This window comes from Dactylosporangium sp. NPDC005572, from assembly GCF_040605515.1.
Taxonomy (GTDB): domain Bacteria; phylum Actinomycetota; class Actinomycetes; order Mycobacteriales; family Micromonosporaceae; genus Dactylosporangium.
The window spans coordinates 1-25,556 of record NZ_JBEXCY010000114.1 but is presented as its reverse complement, the minus strand read 5'-3'; the positions used below and the strand labels follow the sequence as shown (position 1 = coordinate 25,556).

General features: G+C 72.8%; 22 protein-coding genes. 13 read left to right on the top strand and 9 right to left on the bottom strand.

Translation table 11 applies throughout. From position 1 onward, the window contains the following. Positions 1-6: 6 nt before the first annotated feature. Positions 7-894 (bottom strand): metal ABC transporter substrate-binding protein, encoded by an 888-nt coding sequence (locus ABZS66_RS38565; protein ID WP_354766664.1) that lies wholly within the window; start codon positions 892-894, stop codon positions 7-9. A 187-nt stretch (positions 895-1,081) separates the two neighbouring features. Between ABZS66_RS38565 and ABZS66_RS38560 the strand changes: the two genes are divergently transcribed. After that, a complete protein-coding gene (locus ABZS66_RS38560) occupies positions 1,082-1,726 on the top strand; it encodes a dihydrofolate reductase family protein (protein ID WP_354766662.1) in 645 nt (214 codons plus the stop codon). Positions 1,727-1,933: 207 nt separating this feature from the next. Here the strand turns inward: ABZS66_RS38560 and ABZS66_RS38555 are convergent, their stop codons facing one another. Together ABZS66_RS38555 and ABZS66_RS38550 are read right to left on the bottom strand one after the other, a co-directional pair. Continuing rightward, positions 1,934-2,455, bottom strand: coding sequence for a GNAT family N-acetyltransferase (locus tag ABZS66_RS38555; RefSeq protein WP_354766660.1), 522 nt, complete (start codon positions 2,453-2,455; stop codon positions 1,934-1,936). Positions 2,456-2,824: 369 nt separating this feature from the next. After that, positions 2,825-4,168, bottom strand: coding sequence for a cytochrome P450 (locus ABZS66_RS38550; protein ID WP_354766658.1), 1,344 nt, complete (start codon positions 4,166-4,168; stop codon positions 2,825-2,827). A gap of 185 nt (positions 4,169-4,353) precedes the next feature. On the opposite strand from ABZS66_RS38550, the gene ABZS66_RS38545 reads away from it, so the two are divergent. Both ABZS66_RS38545 and ABZS66_RS38540 read left to right on the top strand, forming a co-directional pair. Next, positions 4,354-5,829, top strand: coding sequence for an MFS transporter (locus ABZS66_RS38545; RefSeq protein ID WP_354766656.1), 1,476 nt, complete (start codon positions 4,354-4,356; stop codon positions 5,827-5,829). A 124-nt stretch (positions 5,830-5,953) separates the two neighbouring features. After that, positions 5,954-7,228, top strand: a complete 1,275-nt coding sequence (locus ABZS66_RS38540) for a hypothetical protein (protein WP_354766654.1) — start codon at positions 5,954-5,956, stop codon at positions 7,226-7,228. A 309-nt stretch (positions 7,229-7,537) separates the two neighbouring features. On the opposite strand, the gene ABZS66_RS38535 is transcribed toward ABZS66_RS38540, so the two are convergent. Further along, a complete protein-coding gene (locus ABZS66_RS38535; RefSeq protein ID WP_354766652.1) occupies positions 7,538-8,965 on the bottom strand; it encodes a DHA2 family efflux MFS transporter permease subunit in 1,428 nt (475 codons plus the stop codon). 81 nt (positions 8,966-9,046) lie between these two features. Here ABZS66_RS38535 and ABZS66_RS38530 point away from each other — a divergent pair, with 81 nt between their 5' ends. The 3 genes from ABZS66_RS38530 (at position 9,047) to ABZS66_RS38520 (ending at position 11,951) form a co-directional block, all read left to right on the top strand. Next, a complete protein-coding gene (locus tag ABZS66_RS38530; RefSeq protein WP_354766650.1) occupies positions 9,047-9,757 on the top strand; it encodes a TetR family transcriptional regulator in 711 nt (236 codons plus the stop codon). 39 nt (positions 9,758-9,796) lie between these two features. Beyond that, positions 9,797-11,125 (top strand): serine--tRNA ligase, encoded by a 1,329-nt coding sequence (serS, locus tag ABZS66_RS38525; protein WP_354766648.1) that lies wholly within the window; start codon positions 9,797-9,799, stop codon positions 11,123-11,125. A 238-nt stretch (positions 11,126-11,363) separates the two neighbouring features. Further along, entirely contained in the window at positions 11,364-11,951 is a 588-nt protein-coding gene (locus tag ABZS66_RS38520; protein ID WP_354766646.1) for a TMEM165/GDT1 family protein, read from the top strand. A gap of 6 nt (positions 11,952-11,957) precedes the next feature. Here the strand turns inward: ABZS66_RS38520 and ABZS66_RS38515 are convergent, their stop codons facing one another. Further along, the gene (locus tag ABZS66_RS38515; RefSeq protein WP_354766644.1) at positions 11,958-12,380 is read right to left on the bottom strand and encodes a transcriptional repressor; all 423 of its coding nucleotides are present in this window, start codon (positions 12,378-12,380) and stop codon (positions 11,958-11,960) included. Between the two features lie 327 nt (positions 12,381-12,707). Here ABZS66_RS38515 and ABZS66_RS38510 point away from each other — a divergent pair, with 327 nt between their 5' ends. Further along, a complete protein-coding gene (locus ABZS66_RS38510; protein WP_354766642.1) occupies positions 12,708-14,288 on the top strand; it encodes a DHA2 family efflux MFS transporter permease subunit in 1,581 nt (526 codons plus the stop codon). A 53-nt stretch (positions 14,289-14,341) separates the two neighbouring features. Here ABZS66_RS38510 and ABZS66_RS38505 read toward each other — a convergent pair whose 3' ends face one another. The 4 genes from ABZS66_RS38505 to ABZS66_RS38490 are packed head-to-tail and all read right to left on the bottom strand — an operon-like array spanning position 14,342 to position 16,989. After that, a complete protein-coding gene (locus ABZS66_RS38505; RefSeq protein WP_354766640.1) occupies positions 14,342-14,797 on the bottom strand; it encodes a GNAT family N-acetyltransferase in 456 nt (151 codons plus the stop codon). Further along, positions 14,794-15,147, bottom strand: a complete 354-nt coding sequence (locus ABZS66_RS38500) for a DUF4406 domain-containing protein (protein WP_354766638.1) — start codon at positions 15,145-15,147, stop codon at positions 14,794-14,796. Before ABZS66_RS38500 ends, ABZS66_RS38505 begins: the two co-directional genes overlap by 4 nt. Next, positions 15,144-15,929, bottom strand: a complete 786-nt coding sequence (locus ABZS66_RS38495) for a DeoR/GlpR family DNA-binding transcription regulator (protein ID WP_354766636.1) — start codon at positions 15,927-15,929, stop codon at positions 15,144-15,146. Before ABZS66_RS38495 ends, ABZS66_RS38500 begins: the two co-directional genes overlap by 4 nt. A 43-nt stretch (positions 15,930-15,972) precedes the next feature. Then, a complete protein-coding gene (locus ABZS66_RS38490; RefSeq protein WP_354766634.1) occupies positions 15,973-16,989 on the bottom strand; it encodes a lysylphosphatidylglycerol synthase transmembrane domain-containing protein in 1,017 nt (338 codons plus the stop codon). Between the two features lie 87 nt (positions 16,990-17,076). Here ABZS66_RS38490 and ABZS66_RS38485 point away from each other — a divergent pair, with 87 nt between their 5' ends. The 6 genes from ABZS66_RS38485 to ABZS66_RS38460 form a co-directional block, all read left to right on the top strand. After that, entirely contained in the window at positions 17,077-17,817 is a 741-nt protein-coding gene (locus ABZS66_RS38485) for a UDP-galactose-lipid carrier transferase (protein ID WP_354766632.1), read from the top strand. Positions 17,818-17,948: 131 nt separating this feature from the next. After that, positions 17,949-18,737, top strand: a complete 789-nt coding sequence (locus ABZS66_RS38480; RefSeq protein ID WP_354766630.1) for a TIGR02452 family protein — start codon at positions 17,949-17,951, stop codon at positions 18,735-18,737. After that, entirely contained in the window at positions 18,734-22,078 is a 3,345-nt protein-coding gene (lysX, locus tag ABZS66_RS38475) for a bifunctional lysylphosphatidylglycerol synthetase/lysine--tRNA ligase LysX (RefSeq protein ID WP_354766628.1), read from the top strand. The genes ABZS66_RS38480 and lysX overlap by 4 nt, the downstream gene beginning before the upstream one ends. A 502-nt stretch (positions 22,079-22,580) precedes the next feature. Further along, positions 22,581-23,762 (top strand): IclR family transcriptional regulator C-terminal domain-containing protein, encoded by a 1,182-nt coding sequence (locus tag ABZS66_RS38470; protein ID WP_354766626.1) that lies wholly within the window; start codon positions 22,581-22,583, stop codon positions 23,760-23,762. 59 nt (positions 23,763-23,821) lie between these two features. Next, on the top strand, positions 23,822-24,304 hold the full coding sequence (locus ABZS66_RS38465) for a cation:proton antiporter regulatory subunit (protein WP_354766624.1): 483 nt from the start codon (positions 23,822-23,824) through the stop codon (positions 24,302-24,304). Between the two features lie 7 nt (positions 24,305-24,311). Further along, the coding region (locus tag ABZS66_RS38460) for a cation:proton antiporter (protein ID WP_354766622.1) at positions 24,312-25,556 on the top strand (1,245 nt) is incomplete at its 3' end.

Below are 25,556 nucleotides of genomic sequence, written 5' to 3'. Positions count from 1 at the left end.
CCAAGGCTAACCGCAGCCCAGCGCGTCCTTCAGGGCCGTGAGATTGGCCCGCATCACCGAGAAGTAGGTGGCGTCACCCTCGACGCCCTCGATCGGGTCGAGGACGGCGGCCTTCGCGCCGATCTCCTTCGCCACCGTCTCCGACAGCTTCGGGCTGACCAGCGCCTCGAAGAAGATCGTCGTCACGCCCTTCTCCTTCGCCAGCTGGGCCACCTCCGCGACCCGCTGCGGGCTGGGCTCCTCCTCGGGGTCCAGGCCGGAGATCGACACCTGGTTGAGCCCGTACCGCGCGGCGAGGTAGCCGAAGGCCGCGTGACTGGTGACGATGTCGCGCCGCTGGCAGGTCTTGAGGCCGCTCTGGTACTCCTGGTCGAGCTGCTGCAGCTCACCCTGCAGCTTGGCCGCGCGGGTCGTGATGCCGCTCACGTCGGCGCCGTCGACCTGCTGCAGGCGCTCGCTGAGCTTGCCCACGATCACCGACAGCCGCACGGGGTCGAGCCAGACGTGCGGGTCCTTGCCGTGCTCCTCGTCACCGCTGCCCTCCTTGAGCGTCTCCACGGTGGCGACGTCGAACGCCTTGTCCTTGGCCTCCTGCTGCACCGCCTCGTCGACGGCCGGCTGGAACCCCGAGAGGTACACGATCAGGTCGGCGTCCTCGATCGTGGCCAGCTGGCCGGGCTGGAGCTCGAGGTCGTGCGGCTCGGCGCCGGCCTTGGTGAGGTTGGTGACACGGACCCCGTCGCCGCCGACCCGCTCGCTGATGAACTGGAGGGGGTAGAACGCCGCCACGACCTGCGTGCCTCCACCGCCACCGGCCTGGTCGTCCCCGCAAGCACCCGCCCCGGCCACCACCGCGAGGGCGGTCAGGCCGGCCACAATCCCACGTCGCAACATGCCGACGAGTGTGTCCCTTGATGAGAATCATTGTCAAAAACGCATGCGACGCGGCGCGTTGCAGGCGGGCAGGACGACATGGATGTTCAACAAGACTGATCTTCGATTTTTGTCGTACCTCGTGTCGAGAATCGCACTACCGCCCCGACCGGTTGGTGACCACGAAGTCCGAGAAGGGATCGCCGTCATGTCCAAGCTGCGTGTCCAGAACTTCAGCATCTCGCTCGACGGCTACGGCGCCGGCACCGGCCAGAGCCGCGACGAGCCGCTCGGCATCGGCGGGGAGCGGCTGCACGAGTGGATGTTCCCGACCCGCCTGTGGCACGAGATGACGGGCCAGGAGGGCGGCACGACCGGCCTCGACAACCGGTACCTCACCGAGGGCCACACCGGGATCGGCGCCACGATCATGGGCCGCAACATGTTCGGCCCGGTCCGCGGGCCGTGGAGCGGCGACCCGACGTGGTCGGGCTGGTGGGGCCCCAACCCGCCGTACCACCACCCGGTCTTCGTCCTCACCCACGAGCCGCGCGAGAGCATCCCGATGGAGGGCGGCACGGTCTTCCACTTCGTGACCGACGGCATCGACTCCGCGCTGGAGCAGGCCGCCAAGGCGGCCGACGGCCAGGACGTCCTGGTCGCGGGCGGCGTCTCGACCATCAAGCAGTATCTGCGGGCCGGCCTCGTCGACATCGTGCACCTGCCGGTCGTCCCGATCCTGCTGGGCCGCGGCGAGCGCCTGCTCGACGAGCCGTTCCCGGGCTACGAGTGCACGTCGTTCGTCAGCACGGACGCGGCCACCCACTACCGCCTGGACCGGGTGCGCTCATGACGTCCACGACTGGCTTCGCCGGCCGGCGGGCCCGGGGCGCGTCGAAGGGCGCTTCCAGGCCGGCTTCCGAGCCCGCTTCGCTGGGCGCGTCAGAGCCGCTTCACGGGCCGCTTCACGGGCCGCGGCAGGGCGCGCTTCACGGACCGGGCCAGGGGGCGCTTCATGGGCCGCGGCAAGGCGCGCGTCAGGGGGCGCTTCAGCGCCGGTTCACGGGGCGCGGAACTGGCGCGCCGTCAGGCCGAACCAGCGGTCGGTCAGCCCCTCGTCCTGCATGCCGAGCCGCCGGGCCACGGCCTGCGACCGGTGGTTGTCGGGGTCCGTGAGGGCGAGCACCCCGGTCGGCGCGTCCCGCAGCAGCCCCCGCGCGGCCTCGGTGACGAGCCCGCGCCCCTGGTGCTCGGGGTGCAGGTGCCAGCCGATCTCGACCTCGTCGGTGAGCCCGTCCTGGTCGTGCAGCGGCAGCAGCAGGACGGTGCCGACCGGCGCCGCGCTCCCGTCGGGCACGATGGCCCACAGCCCGTAGGGCGCCGCGAGGTCCCGCTCCCGCGCCTGCCACCGCGCCAGCCGCTCCCGCGCCTCGTCCAGGTCCCGCAGCACCCGCCGCGGCTGCGGCCCGAGCCACCGCATGACCTCCCACCGGGAGTAGATGTCGAAGAACGCCTCAAGGTCGTCCTCCGCCCAGTGCCGCAGCTCCACCACACCCACCTCGTCCCACGCTCCCCGTTCCACGCCTGGCCACCCCGCCGGCCCGTCGCCCACCGCCCGTCGCCCACCGCCCGTCGCCCACCGCCCGTCGCCCACCGCCCACCGCCCACGGCCCGTCGGCCCGCTGGCCGGCCCACCAGGCTGCAGCAGCCCCGTCGGACGTCGCCGCCCCGCGGGCCGGCCGGCTGGGCTCACCAGCGTGCGACAGCCCGCCCACCCGTGTCTACGCCGACCACCCCACGTCCTGCCCTCGCACCGACCTGTTCCTACGCCTGCCCCCACGTCCTGCCCTCGCACCGCGGTCGCCGCCCGCCGGCGACTCCATACGACAGGACGCCGCCGGTCGACGTCCTCATCCGCCGGCTTCGCGGTCGACCGCGGCCCGGGGCGGCGTCAGTGGCGGAGGCCGCGTACGCGGACCTTGAAGGACATGGCCGGGCCCGGGGTCGGGGCCGTCTTCGTGGCCAGGGTGTAGCCGGGCGACGGCAGCTCCAGGTCGAGGCGGTGGAACAGCCGTGCCATCGAGAACGCCATCTGCACGTCGGCGAAGCTCTTGCCCAGGCAGGTGTGCGGGCCGCGGCCGTACGGCGAGTAGGCGCCGGCGCGCAGGTGCTCCGACCGGGGCTTCTCGTAGCGGGCGATGTCGAACTTCGCGGGCTCCGGGAAGTACTCCTCCAGGAAATGCGGGACCGTGGTGCCGACGTAGACCGTCTCGCCGGCGCGGATGGTGTGGCCCTCGAACTCGAAGTCGCGGGTGGCGGTGCGGGTCAGGGCGACCGCGATCGGGTAGAGACGCATCGTCTCCATGAGCGCGTACCGGATCGACGGGATCTTGCGCAGGTCCTCGTCCTGCAGGGGCCCGCCGCCGGCGAAGAGGGCGTCGGCCTCCTCCTGCACCCTCGCGAGCACCTCGGGGTGCTTGAGCACGGCGTACACGAACGCGGCCGTGGTGTTGGCGACCGTGTCGAGGCCGGCGACGTACGGGCCCGTCAGGGCCATCGTCATGTCCTGCGTCGGCAGGGCCTCGGGGCGGTCGAGGTGGACGCGCACCAGGTCGTCGACGAGGATGCGGTCCTCGTCGGGCTTGCCGGCGGTGACGCGCAGGTCGGCGAGCATGCGGTCGCCGAGCTCGAAGACACGTGACTTCGCCCGGCGGTACTTCGGGTGCCGCAGCAGCACCTTGGGCCGCTGGCGGGTGACGAGGACGTTGAGCACGTACAGCGTCATCGTCCGGATGTCGGGCACGTACTCCAGCGGCGCGTTGCCGGTCAGGATCGTGCCGAGCTGGTCGGTGACCAGGTACTGCAGGGCATGCACGACGGGGACCCGGGTGCCGGGGCGCCAGTCGCGCTCGATGACCCGGTCGGTGATCCCGACGAGCTCGTCCAGGCGGCCCTTCAGCGCCTCCCTGGAGTACCCCCGCCGCATGATCTCGCGGAGCTCCTTGTGGCTGTCGCCGTCCTCGCCGAGGATCGTGCGCGTGCCGCCGTACTCGTCGAGGAAGTCCTGCCAGTACTCCTTCGAGCGCAGGTTCTCGCGGCCCGCGCGGGAGCCCATGAACGCGGCCGCCTCGGCGCCGGCCAGGACCGTGTAGGTGCGGTTGAGCAGCCGCATGCGGTAGACGGGCCCGTGCTCGCGGTACGCGCGGGCGAAGAACGCCGCGGGGTCTCGGGACATCTCGAGGGCGTTGCCGACGACCGGCAGCCCAGGGACCAAGGGGATCTCCGTAGCGATCATAGACGCATATCGTATCGAAGGACGACGCTGCGTGATGTCCCCCGCGTTACGGCTTGGGCTCGGTGGCATGACGACCGTGATCACCGCTCCCGAGGACTGGCGGATCCCGGGGTACCCCGGCGTCGCCGTCCAGAAATCGCTGCCGGGACTGATCAACCTGCTCGAACCGGAGTAGGTTCGCGGTCGTGCTTTCGTTGTCCAGCGCCGCCGGCCGGTGGGTGCTCACCGCGACCATCCTCGGCTCCGGCATCGCGTCGATCGACGCCACCGTCGTCGGCATCGCGCTGCCGGCGATCGGCCGCTCGTTCGGTGCCGGGCTGGAGACCCTCCAGTGGGTCGTCACCGCGTACACCCTGACGCTCGCCGGCCTGCTGCTGCTCGCCGGCGCGCTCGGCGACCGGTACGGCCGCCGCCGGGTCTTCCTCATCGGCGTCGTGTGGTTCGCGCTCGCGTCGGTGCTGTGCGGGGTCGCCCCGGACGCGGCCACGCTCGTCGGCGCGCGGGCGCTGCAGGGGGTGGGCGCCGCGCTGCTCACGCCGGGCAGCCTCGCGATCCTCCAGGCGTCGTTCCGCCCCGAGGACCGCAGCCGCGCGATCGGCGCCTGGTCCGGCCTCGGCGGCGTCGCCACGGCGATCGGCCCGTTCCTCGGCGGCTGGCTGGTGGGCCTCGGCCCGGAAGCCTGGCGGCTGATCTTCGCGATCAACGTCCCGATCGCGGCGGCGGTCGTCGTGGTCGCGTGGCGCCACGTGCCGGAGTCGCGCGACCCGGAGGCGACCGGCCGGGTCGACCTGCCCGGCGGGATCCTGGTCACGGCCGGCCTGATGGCGCTCACGTACGGGCTGATCCAGGGCAACGTCGTCCCCCTCGTCGCCGGCGGCGTCCTGCTGGCCGTGTTCGTCTGGTGGCAGGCCCGCGCGCCACACCCGATGCTGCCGCTGAGCCTGTTCACCTCCACGCAGTTCACGGCCACGAACGTGGTCACGTTCATCGTCTACGGGGCCCTGGGCGGCGCCCTGTTCCTGCTCCCCATCCAGCTGCAGAACGTGTCCGGGTACAGCCCGCTCGAGGCCGGCGTCTCCCTCCTGCCGGTCACGGTCCTCATGCTGCTGCTGTCCGCCCGCTCCGGCGCCCTGGCTGCCCGCATCGGCCCGCGCCTGCAGATGGCCGCCGGCCCGATCATCGCCGGGCTGGGCATGGCGCTGTTCGCGCGCATCGGCCCGCACGGCGACTACGTGACCGAGGTCCTGCCGGCGGTCCTGGTCCTCGGCCTGGGCCTGGCCGCCACGGTCGCCCCGCTCACCGCGACGGTCCTGGCCGCCGCGCCGTCCAGCCACGCCGGGATGGCCTCGGCGGTCAACAACGACGTCGCGAGGGCCGCGGGCCTGATCGCGGTGGCGGTCCTGCCGATGGCCGCCGGGATCACCAGTCAGGCGTACCTCGACCCGCCCCGCCTCTCGGCCGGCTTCCACACCGCGGTCCTGATCTGCGCCGCCCTCTGCGTCGCGGCGGGCCTGCTGGCCGCGGTGACGGTCCGCAACCCGAAGCGCCTGGCACCGGCGCCCGGCGCACCGCCGGCGGTCACCGAGGAGAAGCCCTGGCACCACTGCGGCGTCGACGCCCCACCCCTGCGCACCCAGGAGCCGGCCAGCGGCCACCGATGAGCGCGGCTGCCTCCTCGGCAGCGCGTGGAACCGTCCGGCGGCCGGGCGCGTCACACCGCACATGGACTCGACCGCGCACCCGCAACCACCGTCCGCAGCGGCAAGCATGGGATTCCGGCGTACCGTGGCCGCACGCGTGGCCCTGTCCCCCAACCGCCCCCTGCGCGAGGCGGGAACCCGCACGGCGATCCGCCGCGGCGGCGCCCGGACCCGGGCGGCGGTCGTACCGGCCCTGCTCGGCCTCGCGGTGCTGGCCGCCCTCGCGGGGTGCGCGCCGAAGGAGGTCGGTCCCGGCCTCGGCGTCCCACCCGGCGCGCCGGAGCTCCGCGCGAACTGGACGTCGTGCGCCGAGGAGGTCCTCGGCGTCAAGCAGGCGCCGGCCCCGTCAGCCACCGCCCTGCCCGCGTCCGCTCCGGCCGGGCCCGGGAATCCGGTCAACAGCGCGGCCGCGGCGACCGGCGGCCCGGGTGGCGGTCCCGGCGGCGGGCCATCGGACGGGGCGTCGGACGGGGCGGGTGCCGGTGGAGCGGAAGCCGGCGCAGCGCCGGGCGGGGCGGACGGCGGGAAGCAGCCGCCGGCGTGGGTGCCCGACGACGGGGCGCTGCGGCTGCCGCGGCTCTCGGAGGACTTCGCCCCCGTGGGCATCGTCCTGTGCCGGACGGCGGCCCGCGCGGAGGACGGCGGGGGCGAGGCGATGTTCCTCGACGAGCTGCGCGGCACTGACGTCGAGGCGCTCGTGCGGGCGGTACGGCTGGCGGACCAGCCGCGGACCGACGGCCTGTGCAACATGATGCTGTACGCGGTGCCGTGGTTCGCGCTGCTGGCGGCCGACGGTTCGTGGGTGCGCCCGGGCGTGCCGGCCGACGGCTGCGGGACGATCCGCATCGAGGTACGCGACGCGGTGGACCGGCTCCAACTGCAGCGGGTGGCGTCGACCCGCCTGCACACCACGCTCTCGGCGGGCGCGGCGGCCTCCGGCTGCGGCCAGTCGTACTCCGACATGGTCGCGACCGAGACCGCCAACGGCCGCCCCCTGGCCACGGGCCCGATCGAGCTGCCGCCGGCGGATGCCTCGGTGCGCCTGTGCGTGTACCGCGTGGCCGCCGCGGAGCAGGGCACGGTTAAGCCCGGCGGCCAGTTCGAGCACGGCGCCGTCCTGCCCGCAGCGACCTGGCAGACGATCCGCGCCGCTCTGCCCCAGGCTCCGCTCAAGCCCACCACCGCCTGCACCGCGCACGCCTCCCGCTTCGCGATGCTCGCCCCGGCCACCGCCGCCGCCAGCACGCCCCAGGTGTTCGTCGAACTGGACGGCTGCCAGCGCGTCCTGTACGTCCCGGCCACCAGCACCCCTGTCCTGGCCCAGGGCTCCCCCGACCTGGTCGGCCTCCTGACCCGCTAGCCCATCAGCGGCCGCCCCACTCCGGGCGGGGCAGGCCCGACAACCCGTCGGCGCTCCGGCGCCGCCGGCACGAAAGGGCCGGCCCCGCGCCGGCCGGCCCGCAACCCGGAGGCGGTCGACACAGCGGGGTGCCGGGCCGGAGGGGTGAGGTCCGGGCCGCGGGGTAGCCCGCCGGCCTGGCACGCCCCAGGACCGGCCACGCCCCAAGACCGGCCGCGCCCGGGACCGCCACGCCTCCACGAACCCGGCCGCGCCCCCGGGCCGGCCCGCGTGGTCGCGGACGGTCCGGGGGCGCGGCGGCAGTCAGGGTCAGGCCGGGGTCGGCTGGAGTTCCGGGGTCTGGGCCGCCTGGGCCGGGTGGTCCTCCTGGGGACGGAGGCGGCGCAGCGCCAGGAGGGCGATCGGAATGCCCGCCGCGACCAGCAGCGCCGCGATCACCAGGGAGAACTGGTAGCCGGCCAGGAAGCGGTGCAGCGGCTCGCCCGTCGCGGCGTTCTGCCGGTTGCTCAGGATGGCGCCCAGGATCGTGATGCCCAGCAGGCCGAACACCTCGCGCGAGACGTTGAGCATGCCCGACGCGATGCCGGCGCGGGCCGCGGGCAGGGCGCCCAGGATGACGTTGTTCAGTGGGACCAGCAGGCCGCCGCCGAGGCCGAAGACCATGAACCAGGGCAGCAGGTCGAGGTAGCCGCTGCCCTCACCGACGGTGGCCAGCCCGCCGACCGAGCCGGCCATCAGCGCGAGCGCCAGGGCGACGGTGCGGCCGGCGCCGAAGCGGGCCTCGATGCGCGGGGCGACGGTCGCCATGACGGCCATGACCAGGGCCATCGGGATGAACGCGGCCCCGGCCTCGGTGGGCGAGAAGCCCAGGACGTTCTGCAGGAAGATCGCGGTGAAGAAGTAGATGCCGAAGACGCCGAACGCCCACAGGCCCATCGCGGCCAGGCCGCCGCTGAAGACCCGCATGCGGAAGAACGCCAGGTCGACCATCGGGCTCGCCGAGCGCGACTCGACGGCGACGAACACCGCGCCGGCCGCGGCGGTCAGGGCGAACGCGGCCAGGATGACCGGCGAGGTCCAGCCGCGCGACTCGCCCTCGATGAGCGCGAAGGTGAGGGCGAACAGGGCCAGCGCCGAGGTCACCAGGCCGGGCAGGTCGAGGCTCCGGTTGGGGCTGCGCCGCCCGGCGGGCAGCGTGACGCCGGCCAGCACCGCGGTCGCCACGCCGATCGGCAGGTTGATCAGGAAGATCCAGCCCCAGGAGACGTTCTCGCTGAGATACCCCCCGGTGAGCGGGCCGATCGCGAGGGCCAGCGCGCTGACGCCGCCCCAGATGCCGATCGCCGCGCCGCGCTCGCGCGGGTCGGGGAACAGCTCGGTGAGCAGCGCGAGCGAGGTGGGGGTCAGCAGGGCCGCGCCGATGCCCTGGGCGGCCCGGGCGGCGATGAGCATCTCCTGGCTGCCGGCCAGGCCGGCGGCCGCGGAGGCGACGGTGAAGATCGCCAGGCCGGTGAAGAACATGCCGCGCATGCCGAACACGTCGCCGAGCCGGCCGCCGACCAGCAGCAGGCCGCCGAAGACCAGGATGTAGGCGCTCGCGATCCACTCCAGGCCGGAGATGCCCAGGCCGAGGTCGCGCTGGATGGACGGCAGCGCCACGTTGACCACGTTGTTGTCGAGATAGGTCATGAAGGTGCCCAGCGCCACGGCGACGAGGGCCAGCCAGCGATTTCGCACGTCAGTCTCCTCTTGTACGGAGTACATGTACGCCGTACATGTACGTTGTACAGGAGAACCTGTACGTTGTATATTTGTCAAGTGCCGACCGGGAAAGTGCCCAGAGAGAAGACCACCGAGCGCCTGAGCAGGGCGACCGTCGCCGAGCGCGCGCTGCGCATCGGCGACGAAGAGGGGCTCGACGCCGTCACCGTGCGCCGCCTCGCGACCGACCTCGGTGTGACGCCGATGGCGCTCTACTGGCACTTCAAGAACAAGGACGAGCTGCTCGCCGGCATCGCCGACCACGTGCTGCGCGGCGTGCGGGCCGACCGTTCGGTCGCCGACCCGTGGGAGACGCAGCTGCGCGCCATGGTCCAGGCGCTCGTCGACGCGATGCGGGCCCACCCGTGCCTGTCCGACCTGCTGTTCGTCATCGACAAGAACGGCGTGGAGAGCTTCACCCGGGCGACCGACGACGCGCTGGCCCTGCTGTGCGCCGCCGGATTCACCCTCGAGGAGGCCTGGTGGGTCGCCTCGCACCTGCTGCACGCCACGATCGGCCTGGTCGCGGCCCAGCCGGGCTGCCCGCCGGGCACCCCGCCCGAGGCGGTCGGCGAGTGGTTACGCCAGCGCCGGCTGCACCTGGAGTCCATGCCCGCCGATCGGTATCCGATGATGGTCGAGCTCGCCGGCACCTATGCCCACGAGCCCGACCTGGATCGCTACTACACCTTCGGCGTCGAGCTCGTGATGGACGGCGTGGAGAAAATGGCTGCGAGCCGACGGGTAGCATCTGTGGATCAGCAGTAGGAATCAGCCCATTCAACCCAGTAGAAGGTGCGCGGGAGCATGCTCGACATCGAGTTGATTCGCAAGGACCGGGCCTCGGTGGAGGCCGCTCTGTCCAAGAGGCTCGACCCGTCCGAGGTGTCCCGTGCGCTGAGTGCCATCGCCGACCTCGACCAGCAGCGGCGCGAGCTCATCGGCGCGATCGACGCCGAGCGGCAGCGGCGCAAGGAGGAGGCCCGCGCGTTCGCGGCGGCCAAGCAGGCCGCGCGGCAGGCCGGCGAGGACGCCGACGCGATCCAGGCGGCCGGGCAGGAGGCCGCGGGCCGCGATGCCAAGGCGGCCCTCCAGGAGCTCGAGGAGCGCCTCGGCGAGGTCCAGGACCAGCTGCAGGCGGCCATGAGCGAGCTGCCCAACCTGCCCAGCGACGACGTGGTGGCCGGCGGCAAGGAGGCCAACCAGGTCATCAAGGTGTTCGGCCAGCAGCCGCAGATCGAGCAGGTCCGCGACCACGTCACGCTCGCGACCGAGCTCGGGCTCGTCGACTTCGAGCGGGGCGTGAAGCTCGGCGGCTCGGGCTTCTGGATCTACACCGGCTGGGGCGCGCGCCTCGAGTGGGCGCTGGTCAACTGGTTCATCGACCGGCACTTCGCGGCCGGCTACCAGTTCATGCTGCCCCCGCACCTGCTGCTCGACTCGGCCGGCTACGCCGCCGGGCAGTTCCCGAAGTTCTACGACGACGTGTTCCACCTGGCCGTCCCGGAGGGCGAGCGGGGCCAGTTCCTGCTGCCCACCTCGGAGACGGCGATCCTCGGGGCGTATCAGAACGAGATCTTCGAGACCGGCGACCTGCCGCACAAGGCGTATGCCTACACGCCGTGCTACCGCAGCGAGAAGGCCGGTTCGCACTCCGACGAGCGCGGCACCGTGCGCGGGCACCAGTTCAACAAGGTGGAGATCTTCCAGTTCACCACCCCGGAGGACGGCGAGAAGACGCTCGAGGAGATGGTCGACTACGCCGAGGGCCTCGTCGACGCGCTCGGGCTGCACTTCCGCCGCTCGCTGCTGGCGGCCGGCGACGCGAGCGCCTCGATGCGCAAGACCATCGACATCGAGGTGTGGATGCCGAGCACCCAGAAGTACAAGGAGGTGTCGTCGGTGTCCTGGGCCGGCGACTACCAGGCCCGCCGGGCCGGCATCCGCTACCGGGTGCCCGGCTCGAAGAACAACAAGTTCGTGCACACGCTGAACGGCTCGGCCCTGGCCACCAGCCGCATCTTCCCGGCGATCCTGGAGCAGTTCCAGCAGCCCGACGGGTCGGTGCTGGTGCCCGAGGTGCTGCGCGACCGGGTCGGCACGGACCGGATCGTCAAGCCGTCGAAGCGTAAGTAACGCCACAAAGGCCCCAATTCAAAAGCCTGTTATGATCGACCACGCGAAGGGGAGTAGTCCCTAACTGCGTGGTCGACATACTGGCGCCCCAAGTGGCGTCCGGCGCGCAGGCCTCCGGCAACGGGGGCGGACGAGACTTTCGGCTCAGCTGTCAGCAGCAACATGCTGGACGGCCGGGTCGAGGTCGTCCGCCCAGCCAGGCGCGTCCCTCCCGGCGGTCCACCGGGAAGGGTACGAATTGAGCGGGTTTCTCGCGGCGTTGGCCATCAGCTTCGGCGTCATCTTCGTCGCCGAACTGGGTGACAAGTCCCAGTTGATGGCGCTGACGTTCGCCACCAGGTTCCGGCCGGTGCCGGTCCTCATCGGCATCACCGTCGCCACCGCGATCGTCCACGCCGTGTCCGTCGGCGTCGGCTACGGGCTCGGCGCCGCATTGCCGACCGGCTGGATCTCACTCGTCGCGGCGCTGGCGTTCTTCGCGTTCGGCGCGTGGACGCTGCGCGGCGACAAGCTCACCGACGAGGAGCAGTCCAAGGCCGAGAAGACGAACCGCTCGGCGATCGTCGCCGTCGGCGTGGCGTTCTTCCTGGCCGAGCTCGGCGACAAGACGATGCTGGCCACGATCACGCTCGCCACGCAGCACGGCTGGTTCGGCACCTGGATCGGCTCGACCGTCGGCATGGTCGCCGCCGACGCCCTGGCCATCCTGGTCGGCCGGATGCTGGGCAAGCGGCTGCCGGAGCGCACGATCAAGTTCGGTGCGGCGGCGCTGTTCGGACTGTTCGGGATCTGGCTGCTGGTCGAGTCCCTGCGCGAACTGCTCTAGAACGGCTCAGCGGGAGCAGCGTCCGCAGGTGCCGAAGATCTCCAGGGTGTGGCTGACGTCCGTGAAGCCGTGCTCCTCGCCGACGCGGTCGGCCCAGCGCTCGACCGCTGGGCCGAGGACCTCGACGGTGCGGCCGCAGCTGCGGCAGACCAGGTGGTGATGGTGGCGTCCGCTGCAGCGGCGGTACCTGGTGTCGCTGCCCGGCACCTGCATGACGTCGATCTCGTTGGTCTCGGCGAGCAGCTGCAGGGTGCGGTAGACGGTGGTGAGGCCGACGTTGGCGCCGCGCTCGCGCAGCATGACGTGCAGCTCCTGGGCGCTGTAGAAACCGTCGACGTCGCTGAGCAGCGTCATGACCGCGTCGCGCTGCTTGGTGTTGCGCCGCACGGGGTGCTCGTCAGCAGCAGCATGGTGCGCCTGGTCGTTCACCCGACGAGCTTAGCGTACCCTCACCGCCGCGAGCGGTGCGCCGAATGGCACCGGGAAGGCTGCCGGAAATCATTATCGCGCAGTGCGTCAATGCGCAGCGACAGGGGTCGTTGTGACGTGTCCTGCGTCGCGATCGGGGAACTCGGGGCCGGTTCGAAACGCGGGCCGCGTACTGTGAGGGGGCATTCGAACGTGGCTTCGAAAATGCGGCCCTGTCAGTGACGATGCGGTGACACCGCGATCATCGGCGGGGCCGGCGGGCGCACCTGGCAGTGCCTGCCAAACACCCACCCGCCCATTCTTCAACGGCTCTGTCTGGGGGAACTTGTGGCCGACCAGCCCGTAGCGGCTTCAAATAAGCTCGACGCGACGGTCCTGAAGATCGCCGGCGTGATCGTGCTCGGCGCGATCATGTCGATTCTCGACGTCACGGTCGTCAGCGTCGCGCTGCCGACATTTCAGAACGAGTTCGACGCGTCGTACGCGCGGGTCGCCTGGACGATGACCGGCTACACCCTCGCGCTCGCGACGGTGATCCCGCTGAGCGGCTGGGCGGCCGACCGCTTCGGCACCAAACGGCTGTACATGCTGGCGTTGTTCCTGTTCACGGTCGGTTCCGGGCTGTGCGCGACCGCCGACTCGATCGGCCAGCTCATCGGCTACCGCGTGCTGCAGGGCCTCGGCGGCGGCATGCTCATGCCGCTCGGCATGACGATCATGACCCGGGCCGCCGGCCCGCACCGCATCGGCCGGCTGATGGCCGTGCTCGGCATCCCGATGCTGCTCGGCCCGATCGGCGGCCCGATCCTCGGCGGCTGGCTCATCGACGTGGCGAGCTGGCACTGGATCTTCCTGATCAACCTGCCGATCGGTCTCATCGCCCTGGTGTACGCCTGGTTCGCGCTGCCGTCGGACAGGCCGGAGCCGTCGGAGTCGTTCGACTTCCTCGGCATGCTGATGCTGTCGCCGGGCCTCGCGCTGTTCCTGTTCGGCGTCTCCTCGCTACCGGAGACCGCGACGATCACCGCGACCAAGGTCTGGCTGCCGATGCTCGTCGGCGCCGTGCTCGTCATCGGGTTCGTGTTCTACTCGTTCAGGCCGCGGCACCCGCTGCTCGACCTGCGGCTGTTCAAGAACCGCAACCTGTCGATCGCGTCGCTGTCGCTGTTCGTGTTCATCATCGCGTTCATGGGCGCCGGCCTGCTCTTCCCGAGCTACTTCCTGCAGGTGCGCGGCGAGTCGACGCTGCACGCCGGCCTCCTCATGGCGCCGCAGGGCATCGGCGCGATGCTCACGATGCCGATCGCGGGCATGCTGGCCGACAAGATCCCGGTCGGGCGCACCGTGCCGTTCGCGATGACGCTCATCGCGGCCGGGTTCTTCACGTTCACCCAGGTCGGGGTCGACACCTCGTACTGGCTGCTGTGCGGCTCGCTGTTCGTCATGGGCCTCGGCATGGGCGGCACGATGATGCCGATCATGACGTCGGCACTGAAGACGCTCACGCATCACGAGGTGGCCCGCGGTTCGACGCTGGTGAACATCCTCCAGCAGATCGGCGGCTCGATCGGCGCCGCGGTCATGTCGGTGATCCTGACCAGCAACCTCAACGAGTCGGCGCCGATCCCGGGGGCGGTCGACCCGGAAACCGGCAAGCCGGTGACCGAGGCGGGCCTGGCGATCGCGTCGCAGCTGAAGCCGGAGATCCTGCAGCAGTTCCCGGCCCCGCCGGAGCTGATCCGCAAGGGCCTGGAGTTCACGGCCGACTCGTTCGCCTCGACCTACTGGGTGGGCTTCATCCTGGTGCTGGCGACGTTCATCCCGATCGCGTTCCTGCCCCGCAAGCGCGAGGTGTCGCACATCGACGACGACGTGGCGGGCGAGAAGGCCCCGGTCATCATCCACTAGGCACCGCAGCACCACGGGAGCGCCGCGACGAACCTGTCGCGGCGCTCCTGCGTTCAGGCGGGCTTGTGGAAGTACACCCGGGAAAAACCGTCGGACGTCGCACGGTGCGTCTCGGTCCATCCGCGCCGGGCGTAGTAGGCCAGGTTCTCCGTCATCGCGGCGTTGGTGTACAGCCGCAGCTCCGGCCGGCCGTGGGCCCGGGCGGTCGTCTCCGCGAACGCCAGCAGCGCGCCACCGACGCCGTGCCCCTGCAGCTCGGGCCGCACGGCCACGTTGTCGACCAGCAGATGGTCGTCGCGGACCAGCAGCACGAGCAGCCCGCCGACCGCGCCGTCCACGTCGGCGACCCACACCGCGCCGTCGCGCACAAGCGCCGCATAGTCGGCGGTCATGGGAGCCGGCGGCCGGCCGATGCGGGTGACGTACCGCTGGTAGGCCGCCGTGGCGAGCTCCCGCAGCGCGGGAACGTCGGCGGGGACGGCCGGACGGACGGCGACCGCCGCGGTCACGCCGCCGGGATCTCGTCCAGCGCCGTGAAGACGCGCTTGCCCTCAGCGCGGGCCTGGCGGAGCATCTCGTCGGCGCCCGCCGACGGGCCGCCGACGCGCAGGACCGCGTCGCAGCGGCTGAGCAGCCGGGCCGAGATGGGATGGAAGATCTCGTCGAAGATCGCGTCTCCCACGGTACCGGAGCCGGCTCTTTCGATCAGGGGAAGCGCGAGCGCCTCGCCGGTGACCGGCAGGTGCCCCTGGCGGAACAGGCGCACGGCCACGTCGTTCATGGTGTCGACGTTCGACTGCAGCTTGGCCGGGTCGTCCCCGGTACCCGAGCGGTACGGCCCGGCGACCAGAATCATCATGACTTCTCCTCGGATTGGTGGATCTCGACACCGGCGGCCCGCAGCGCGGCGAGCGTGTCGGTGGCGGTCGGCGATGCGATCGGTGCGTCGGTGACCAGCGCGTCGACCGCGTCCAGTGGGGCGACGCGGGCGAAGGCCTGGACGCCGAGCTTCGTGGCGTCGGCGACGACGAGCGTGCGGCCGGCCCGGCGCAGGGCGGCCCGCTTCACGGCCGCGTCGTCGAGGTCGAACTCGGACCAGCCGAGGTCGTGATGGACGGCGCCGATCGACATGACGAACGTGTCGAAGCGCAGCTGGTCGAGCGCGCTGAGGGCGAGGGGGCCGACCAGGCTGCGCTCGCCCGCCCGGGACTCGCCGCCGATGACGAGCAGCCGGATGCCGGGCTGGTCGGCCAGCCGGACCGCGGCCTGGAGGCTCAGCACGGCGACCGTGAGCGGGGCGCGGGCCGGCAGGTGGGCGGCGAGCTCGGCGGTGGTGGTGCCGGCGTCGAGCAGGACCGTGCCGCCCGGCTCGATGAGCGCGGCGGCGGCCCGCGCGAGGCGGGCCTTGGTGCCCGACTGCCACTGCTCGCGGACGGTGAAGCCGGCCTGCTCGGCGGGCACGTCGAGGGCGACCGCGCCGCCGCGGACCCGGCGCACGAGGCCCTGCTCCTGGAGCTGGTCGAGGTCGCGGCGAACGGTCATCTCGGACACGCCGAGGCGTTCGGCGAGGTCGGCGAGGGAGAGGCGGCCGCTGCCCCGCACGAGGCGCAGGGTCAGGTCGAGCCGGTCGGGTACGGGCACCCGCCGAATCTAACAGCCGCTTGTGAGATTTGAAAGATCGTTGTTAGGTATGGGACACCTCGCGCACCACCGGGGCCTCGGCGACCGGCTCGTCCCTGTCGCCGCGGCGCAGGACCGCGTACGCCAGCAGGCCCAGCGGGATGATCATCCAGCACGACAGCAGGCGGTAAGCGAGCATCGCGGCCGCGGCCGGGACCTGGGCGGCGCCGGCCGAGACGAGGCCCGCGAGCAGGGCGACCTCGACCACGCCGATGCCGCCGGGGCTGATCGGGACCTGCCGGACCAGCTGCACCGTGAGGTACACCGTGGCGAGTCTGACCAGGCTGACGTCGATGTCGAAGGCGGCGGCGGTGGCGGCCAGGGCAGCGAAGTCGAGGCCCCAGTTGACCGTGGCGTGGACGAGCGACAGCACCCACGAGCTGCGCGGGAGCCGGCGCAGGTCGGCCAGGGTGCGGCGCACGGCGGCCCGGGCGCCCTTCTCGTCGGGTTCGTCGTCGCCCAGCACGCCGGCCGCGACCGGACGCCGGCTGAGCAGGAAGTCGGCGCCGAACACCAGCGTCGCGACGACGAGCAGGCCGCAGACCAGCACGAGGGTGTCGGTGTTGCCGGTCGCGCCGCCCCGGGGGATGAGCACGACCGCGCCGTACATCAGCACGAGCGCGACCCCGGAGAGCACCGACGACAGGACGGCCACCGCCCCGGCGGTGCGGCGGCTCGCGCCGGCCGTGCGGAACTGGCGGAACGCGAAGCCGGCGGAGACCGCCGAGCCGGCCGGCAGGCTGAACGAGATCGCCGAGCGGGTGAACGTCACGGCGAACGCCCGCGGTACCGACATCGCCACCCCGAAACCGGCGAGCAGGCGCCGCTGCTGGAGGGCGAAGTGGCGCAGCGACGTGAGCTCGGCCACCGCCGCGAGCACCAGCCACCACGGGTGGGCCGAGGTCAGGTTGTCGAACGTCCGCCCCGGGTCGGGCAGATCGTCCTTGAGCGTGATCCCCGCGACGACGAGCACGAGGAGGAGCCCGGCGACGCGCAGCACCCGCTTGCGGTTGGCCCCCATGCAATGAGGGTCGCATCTTATGGTCACCGTGCGCGCACGATCCTCAGCGGGAACTCAGTTCCCTGGATCACGTGGGAGGCTGTTCGGATGAAACGGCTTTCGCAGGTCGATCAGGGCGCCATCCTGCCGAGGGACGTCGCGCAGCGGCGGATGGTGGCGGCGCAGGAGCAGCTGCTGCGGCTCCGGCTGACGCTCGGTGGGCAGATCGCGGCGACCGGCGGCGACCGGAAGCTGGGACCGCCGCTGTGCGTGGTGTTCGAAGGCTGGGACGCCTCGGGCAAGGGCGGCTCGATCAAGCGCCTCGTCGACCACCTCGACCCGCGGCACGTGCGGGTGGCGCAGTACGCCGCCCCGACGTACGACGAGAAGCGGCACCACTTCCTGTGGCGGTTCTGGCCGGTACTGCCCGGTTGGGGCGGTATGACGGTCCTTGACCGGTCCTGGTACGGGCGGGTGCTCGTCGAGCGGGTCGAGGGCTTCGCCACGCGGGAGCAGTGGACGCGCGCCTACGACGAGATCGTCGAGTTCGAGCGGACTCTCGCCGCCGAAGGCATGATCCTGGTCAAGTTCTGGCTGCACATCTCCTCGAAGGAGCAGCTGCGGCGGTTCGAGAGCCGGGCGAACGACCCGCTGCGCTCGTGGAAGCTCACCGACGAGGACTGGCGCAACCGCAAGAAGCGGGGGGCGTACAAGGACGCGGTCGAGGAGATGCTGGCCCGCACCGACCATCCGGTGGCGCCGTGGACGGTCGTCGCCGCCGACGACAAGCCGACCGCCCGCGTCGCCGTGGTCGAGGCGGTGTGCCGGGCGATCGAGGCGGCCGTTTGAGCACCCGCCTTCCGGGACGAGGATCCGCAGCGGTACATCGAGCAACACATCGAGTGATCGGGCACCACGGAACGTAGGGGTCACCCGCCGGCGCCGGAAAATTGTCGCCCGCCTCGGGCATGATGAGGCCCGTGAGTAGCCGGTTGCGAGCGATCGCCAGCGACACCCTGACCATCGTCGACCGCGGATGGTATGACGGGCCCTCCGGCCGCGTCGACCTCGCGGACGACGTGGCCCGGGCGGTCGCCGGCACCCGGCTGCACCTCCCGGACGATCCGCCGGCCCCGGACCCGCCCGCGGACCTGTCGGACCTCACGGTCGAGGTGACCCACGAGTCGACACTCTCGGCGATCAGCCGGCTCGGCGGCCCGCTGGCCTGTCTCGTGTTCGCCTCCGCGCGCAACCCCGGCGGCGGGTTCCGCAACGGGGCGCAGGCGCAGGAGGAGAGCCTGGCCCGCGCCTCCGCGCTGTATTCGACGCAGCTCGCCGCGCCCGGCTTCTACGAGCACCACCGCGCCGATCCCGACCTGACCTACAGCGACCGGGTCATCCACTCCCCCGCCGTGCCGGTGTTCCGGGGCGACCGCGGCGACCTGTGGGCGCTGCCGGTGCCGGTGTCGTTCCTGACCGCCGCCGCGCCCAACCGCGGCGCGATCGAGCGCAACCAGCCCGACCGGCTCGCCGCCGTGCCGGACGCGCTGTTCCGGCGGGCCGGGCGGGTGCTCGACGTCGCCCGGCTGCACGGGCACCGGCGGCTCGTCCTCGGCGCCTGGGGCTGCGGCGTGTTCCGCAACGACCCGGCCGCGGTCGCCCGCGCGTTCGCCGAGCAGCTCAAGACGCCGAGAGGGTTCACGCACGTCACGTTCGCGGTCCTCGACGCGCCGACGTTCGCGGCCTTCGACCGGGAGGTGCCGCGATGACGGCACCGCCAGGGCTTTCCCGGGTGTGGCGGCGGGTGCCGGACTGGTATGCGGCGGGCCTGCTCGTCGTGGCGGCGCTGAGCGCGGTGGCCGCCGTCAGCGCCGCCCTCGGCTCCCGGACGCATCCGGTCCGCGCGACGGTCGACGCGCTGCTCGTGCCGGCGCCGGCCAACGTCGGCTACGCGGCGCTGCTCGTCACGCTCGCCGCCGGCGTGCGCAACCGCAAGCACGTCACGTTCTGGCTGCTCGCCATCTTCTTCGGGCTCCAGGCGCTGTATGACGCGTTCGTGCTGCTCGACGTCGGCGAGCGCGGCGCCGAGGCCCGCGAGCTGCGGCTGCCCTTCCACGGCGTCGGTGCGGCGCTCACCAACATCGTCGTGACCGCGGTGCTGCTCGCGCTGCTGTGGCTGGCCCGCGGCGAGTTCCGGGCCAAGGTCCAGCAGGCCAGCCTGCCGAAGTCGCTCGCCACGCTGGCCGGGCTGCTGGCCGCGTTCACCGTCGCCGGGTGGGGGCTCGTCGAGCTGTTCCCGGGCTCGGTGCCGGCCGGGGCGGGGCGGCTGCTGTACAGCGGCCGGATCGTCCTCGGCGGGGCGTTCGCGTTCGACATCGGCCGGCACGGGCGGGCGCCCGGCTGGGTCAACCTCGTCCTCGGCGCGTTCGGCGCGATCGCGCTGTTCACCGCCCTGTTCGTGCTGCTGCGTTCGCAGCGGGTCATCGCCTCCCTCGACGTCGAGGAGGAGCGGCGCATCCGCGAGCTCCTCGCGGCCGACGGGCGGCGGGACTCGCTGGGGTATTTCGCGACGCGCCGCGACAAGGAGGTCATCTTCTCGCCCACGGGGCGGGCCGCGGTGACCTACCGCGTGGTGTTCGGCGTGTCGCTGGCCAGCGGCGACCCGCTCGGCGAGCCCGACGCGTGGCCGCCGGCGATCGACGCCTGGCTGCGGGAGGCCCGGGAGTATGCGTGGACCCCCGCCGTCATGGGCGCGAGCGAGGAGGGCGCGACCGCGTTCGCCCGGGCCGGCCTGCGGGTCATCGAGCTCGGCGACGAGGCGATCCTGCACGTGCGCGACTTCGACCTCGACGGGCCCCAGCTGCGGCAGGTCCGGCAGGCGGTGCGGCGGGTCGAACGGGCCGGCTACACGGTGCGGATCCGGCGGCACTCGGAGATCGGCGCCGCCGAGATGGCCAGGATCATCGAGCTGGCGGCCCGCTGGCGCGACACCGAGACCGAGCGCGGGTTCTCGATGGCGCTCGGCCGGCTCGGCGACCCCAACGACGGCCGGTGCGTGCTGGTCGAGGCCCACGACCGCGACGGGCGGGAGGTGGCGCTGCTGTCGTTCGCGCCGTGGGGCCCCGACGGGCTGTCGCTCGACCTGATGCGGCGCGACCGCAGCTCCGACAACGGCCTGATCGAGTACATGGTGGCCGCGCTCATGCGGGAGTCGCCGCGGCTCGGGGTCGAGCGGGTGTCGCTGAACTTCGCGGTGTTCCGGGCGGTCTTCGAGGAGGGCGCGCGGATCGGCGCGGGGCCGGTGCTGCGGCTGTGGCGCACGCTGCTGCTGTTCGCGTCGCGGTGGTTCCAGCTGGAGTCGCTGTACCGCTCGAACGTGAAGTACCACCCGCAGTGGCTGCCGCGGTTCCTGTGCTTCGAGGACGTGCGGGACCTCGCCAAGGTGGGGCTCGCGTCCGGCGTCGCCGAGGGGTTCGTCGTCGTGCCGCGGCTGCGGACCCTGCTGCGGCGGGGCACGACCGCCGGCGGCGTTGCCGAGCAGTACCGGGAGCTGATCACCACCGCCGCGCCCGGCGCCGAGGCCCCGGCCGTGCCCACCCGCGCCGAGCCGCGGCGGCCCGAGCAGGTGCGGGTCCGGCTGGCGAAGATGGCGGCGCTGCGGGCCGCGGGCATCGAGCCGTATCCGCCGGGGTTCCCCCGCACCGACACGATCGCCGCGGTCCGGGCCGCCCACGACGGGCTGGCGCCAGACACCCGCACCGGCGACCGGGTCGCCGTCGCCGGGCGGGTCGTGCGGCTGCGCGACCACGGCACGCTGTGCTTCGCCACCCTGCGCGACTGGACCGGCGACCTGCAGGTGCTCGTCACGTCGGCGCCGTCCACACCGTCCACATCGCCGTCCACCTCCCCGGACTTCGCCGCGACCGTCGACCTCGGCGACCACGTCGGGGTCGTCGGCGAGGTGGGCACGTCGAAGCGGGGCGAGCTGACCGTCTTCGCCGAGACCTGGCAGCTCACCGCCAAGTGCCTGCGGCCGCTGCCCGACAAGCACAAGGGCATGGCCGATGCGGAGGCGCTGGTCCGGCAGCGGCACGTCGACCTCATCGTCAACCAGCCGGCCCGCGACATGGTGCGGACCCGGTCCGCGGTGAGCTTCGCGCTGCGCCGCGCCCTGCACGGCCGGGGCTTCGTCGAGGTCGAGACGCCGGTGCTCCAGCCGGTGCACGGCGGGGCCAACGCGCGGCCGTTCGTCACTCACAGCAACGCCTACGACATGCGCCTCTACCTGCGGATCGCGCCCGAGCTGTATCTCAAGCGCCTCGCCGTCGGCGGGGTCGAGAAGGTCTTCGAGATCGGCCGGAACTTCCGCAACGAGGGCGTCGACGCGACGCACAACCCCGAGTTCACGATGCTGGAGGCGTATGAGGCGTACGGCGACTACACCACGATGCGGGAGCTCGTCCGGGAGCTGATCCTGACCGCGGCCGGCGACTCCCCCGTGCTGCGCCGCTCCCCCGACCAGGTCGTGGACCTGCGGGACGAGTGGCCGGTCGTGCCGGTGTACACCGCGGTGACCTCGGCCGTCGCGTCCGCCCTGCCCGGCGCGTCGATCACGCCTGACTCCTCCGTCACCGACCTGCGGGCGGCCGCCGACAAGCTCGGCATCGCGTGGCAGGAGGGGTGGACGCACGGGCAGCTGGTCCTGGAGCTGTACGAGCACCTGGTCGAGGGCACGACGGTCCAACCGACGTTCTACACGGACTTCCCGGTCGACGTGTCGCCGCTGACCCGCCAGCACCGGGTCGACCCGCGGCTGGCCGAGCGGTGGGACCTGGTGGCGTTCGGGATGGAGCTCGGCACCGCGTATACGGAGCTGGTCGACCCGGTCGAGCTGCGGGCCCGCCTCACCGCGCAGTCGCTGCGGGCCGCGGCCGGCGACCCGGAGGCGATGGAGCTGGACGAGGACTTCCTGGACGCGTTCGAGTTCGCCATGCCACCGAGCGGCGGCCTGGGCCTGGGCGTCGACCGCCTGGTCATGCTGCTGACGGGCCGCTCGATCCGCGAGACGCTGCCGTTCCCGCTGGTCCGCACGTCCCGCGGCGGCCGCTGATGACCGCACCGCCCGTCCCGGCCTCGACCGGCCCGCCACCCCCACGGCCGCACGTCGCCACGGCCCGGGCTCCGGCCGGCTCCGCCACGCCGCTCCGCACGCCTCTCCGCCACGGCCCTCCACACGCCGTTCCGCCACGCTCCTCCGCACGGCCCACCGCACGCCTCTCCTCCACACCTCTTCGCCACGGCCCACCGCACGCCCCACCGGGTGTCTCTCCGCCGCGCCCCACCGCACGCCCCTCCGCCACGCCCCCACCGCTCGCCTCTCCGCCACGGCCCTCCGCCACGGCCCTCCGCCACGGCCCTCCGCCACGGCCCTCCGCCACGGTCCGGCGCCGGCCGGGTCGCCTCGTCGGCGCCGGAGGACGGTGACTTTCCACGGGCATTGCGCGGGATGGTTGGGGATAAATCCGTCCATATAGGCCGGTGGGGATTGACGAAGGGTAGGAAACGGGAGGAGAACATGTTTTGGGGGAACGTAGATGGGAAAAGCACACTGAATGCCCGATGAGAGCCCGACGCTCGATCTGCTCGAGCGGCTGTCTGCCGCGTCCGACCGGATGACGTTCGACGCGCTGCTGCGTCAGGTCGGCCTGCCTGAGAAGGTGCTGCGCCGTCGGCTCCAGCAGCTTGTCGACCGCGGGTGGGTCGACGCGTTCCCGGCCGACGGGTACGCCGGCGAGACCCATGCCATCGACGACCCGTCCGGTGAGGGTCGCGCCGACGTCGCCGACGATCACGGCGGCTCCGCAAATGCGCCCCGGTCCTGGTCCGGTGACGCCCGGAGCGGCCACCCTACGGCGGCCGCGCGCGCCGTCCCCGCCGTGGCCGGCGGTGGCCGCGCCGGCGGGGCTGTGGGACGGGTGGACCGGGCGCGGGTGATGACGTTCGCGATCGCGGTCGGGGCACTGCGGCCCGGCAGCGCGTTCCTGTCCGGGGACCGGGCCGCGCGGCTGGCCGGGCCGATCCTGGCGCGGGCGCGGGACCTCGTCGACGAGTCGTTCCGGCTGGTCCGGCTCGACGGGACGGCGATCGTGTGCCTCGCCAGCCGGGAGTCGTCACGGGACATGGCGGGGACGCCGGTCGGGCGGCGGTTGCCGGCGTATGCGGCGGCGAGCGGGCGGGCGATTCTGGCGTACCGGCCGCGGGCCGAGGTCGAGGCGCTGCTGGACCAGGGGGTGGAGGCGCACACCGTCGACTCGGTCGTCGACCGGGACGGGTTCTTTGCCGAGCTGGCCGAGGCCCGGGAGCGCGGGTGGGCGTACGAGCGCGGGCAGTTGATCCCCGGCGTCGGGTGCATCGCCGCCGCCGTGCTGCCGCTGCCCGGCGAGCCGGACCATGCCGGCGATGCGAGCGACCGCGGCGGTGACGAGGTCGGCAGCCGCGCCGGCAATCCACACAGCGGCCGGGCCGGCGGCGAACGAGGTGTGGACCGGGCCGGTGAACGGGGCGGCAGCCCTGCCGGCGAGCGGGGCGGCGGCCGGGCGGGTGGGCCGGGGCGCGGCCGGCACGCGGCTTCGGGCGGCGGGCAGGGCGGCGGCGGCCGGGGTACCGGACTCCTCGTCACCGACGCGATCAGCTGTGGCGTGCCGCTGGCCCGGCTCACCGACGACCACGCCGAGGACATCGCCGAAGCCGTGCTGCGGGCCACCCACGATCTCGCCCTCGCACTGCGGGGCTGACCCGGGACCGTCCGTAGCCGGTCAGCCACGCAATATCCGGCATTTCGGTACGATGGGCTATGGACGTCCAGCGCACCGAGCTGCCCGGCATCGGCACGAGCCACGTGGTGACGACCGCCCACGGGCGCCGCATCGGGATCGTCTCGCACCGCAGTGGGCGGCGGGACCTGGTCATCTACGACAAAGAGGACCCCGACACCAGCATCGCGTCGGTGGAGCTGTCGGCCGACGAGGCCAACGCCATCGCCGAGTATCTCGGGACCGCGCGGATCGTCGAGCAGCTCGCGGAGATGCAGCGGCAGGTGGCGGGGCTGGTCACCGAGCAGCTCGTGATCGCGCCCGGCTCGCCGTACGACGGGCGGACCCTCGGCGACACGCGCGCGCGGACCCGCACGGGCGCCTCGATCGTCGCGGTCGTGCGGGGCAACGAGGTCATCGCCAGCCCGTGGCCCGACTTCGGGCTGCTCGCGCACGACCTCGTCGTCGTGGTCGGGACCGCCGCCGGCACCGAGGGCATCGCGACGCTGCTCACGGACGGCTAGGGCGGCCGTGCACCACGACACGATCCTCCTCGAGCTCGGCGCCGTCATCCTGGCGCTCGGGCTGCTCGGGGCGCTGTCGCTGCGGTTCTCGATCTCGCCGATCCCGTTGTACCTCGTGGCCGGCCTCGCGTTCGGCGTGGGCGGCATCGTGCCGCTGTCGACCAGCACCGAGTTCATCTCGGCCGGCGCGAAGATCGGCGTGATCCTGCTGCTGTTCACGCTCGGCCTGGAGTACACGGCACCGGAGCTCGTCGGCACGCTGCGCTCGTCGGCCCCGGCCGGCCTGGTCGACCTCGTGCTCAACGCCGCGCCGGGGGTCGCGGCCGCGCTCATCCTCGACTGGGGCGTCGCGGCGGCCGTGGCGCTCGGCGGCATCACGTACGTCACGTCCTCCGGCATCACCGCGAAGGTCCTCAGCGACCTCGGCTGGCTCGGCAACCGCGAGACCCCGGTGGTCCTGTCGCTGCTCGTCTTCGAGGACCTGATGATGGCGCTGTACCTGCCGATCCTCACGGCCCTCCTGGCCGGCGTCGGGCTGCTCGGCGGCACCGCGACCCTGGCGATCGCCGCGGCGACGGTCAGCTTCGTCCTGCTCGTCGCGCTGCGGTTCGGCACGGTCGTGGAGCGGTTCGTGGCCAGTGACAGCGACGAGGTACTGCTGCTGAAGGTGCTCGGCCTGACGCTGCTCGTCGCCGGCGTGGCCGAGGTGCTGCAGGTGTCGGCGGCGGTCGGGGCGTTCCTCGTGGGCATCGCGCTGTCCGGGCCGCTCGCCCACACCGCGCGGCAGCTGCTCATGCCGCTGCGGGACCTGTTCGCGGCGGTGTTCTTCGTGTTCTTCGGGCTCCAGACCGACCCGCGGAAGCTCCCCCCGGTCCTCGGCGTGGCGGCGCTGCTCGCGCTGTGCGGAATCCTGTCGAAGCTGGCCACGGGCTGGATCGCGGCACAGCGCGTCGGCGTGGCCGTCCCGGGCCGGATCCGCGCGGGCGCGGCGCTGCTGCCCCGCGGGGAGTTCAACATCGTCATCGCCGGCCTCGCGGTCGCGGCGGGCACGAACGCGAAGCTGGGCCCGCTCGCCGCCGCGTACGTCCTGATGCTCGCCGTCCTCGGCCCCCTCGTGGCCCGCGCCGCCGAGCCCCTGGCCCGCCTGTACGTACGCAGCCGCACGAAAAGGGGCGGAAGCCGCGGCGCACCGAGCGGCGGCACCGCGGACGGCGGCGGCAGCGCGCCGAGCGGGGGCACCGCGGACGGCGGC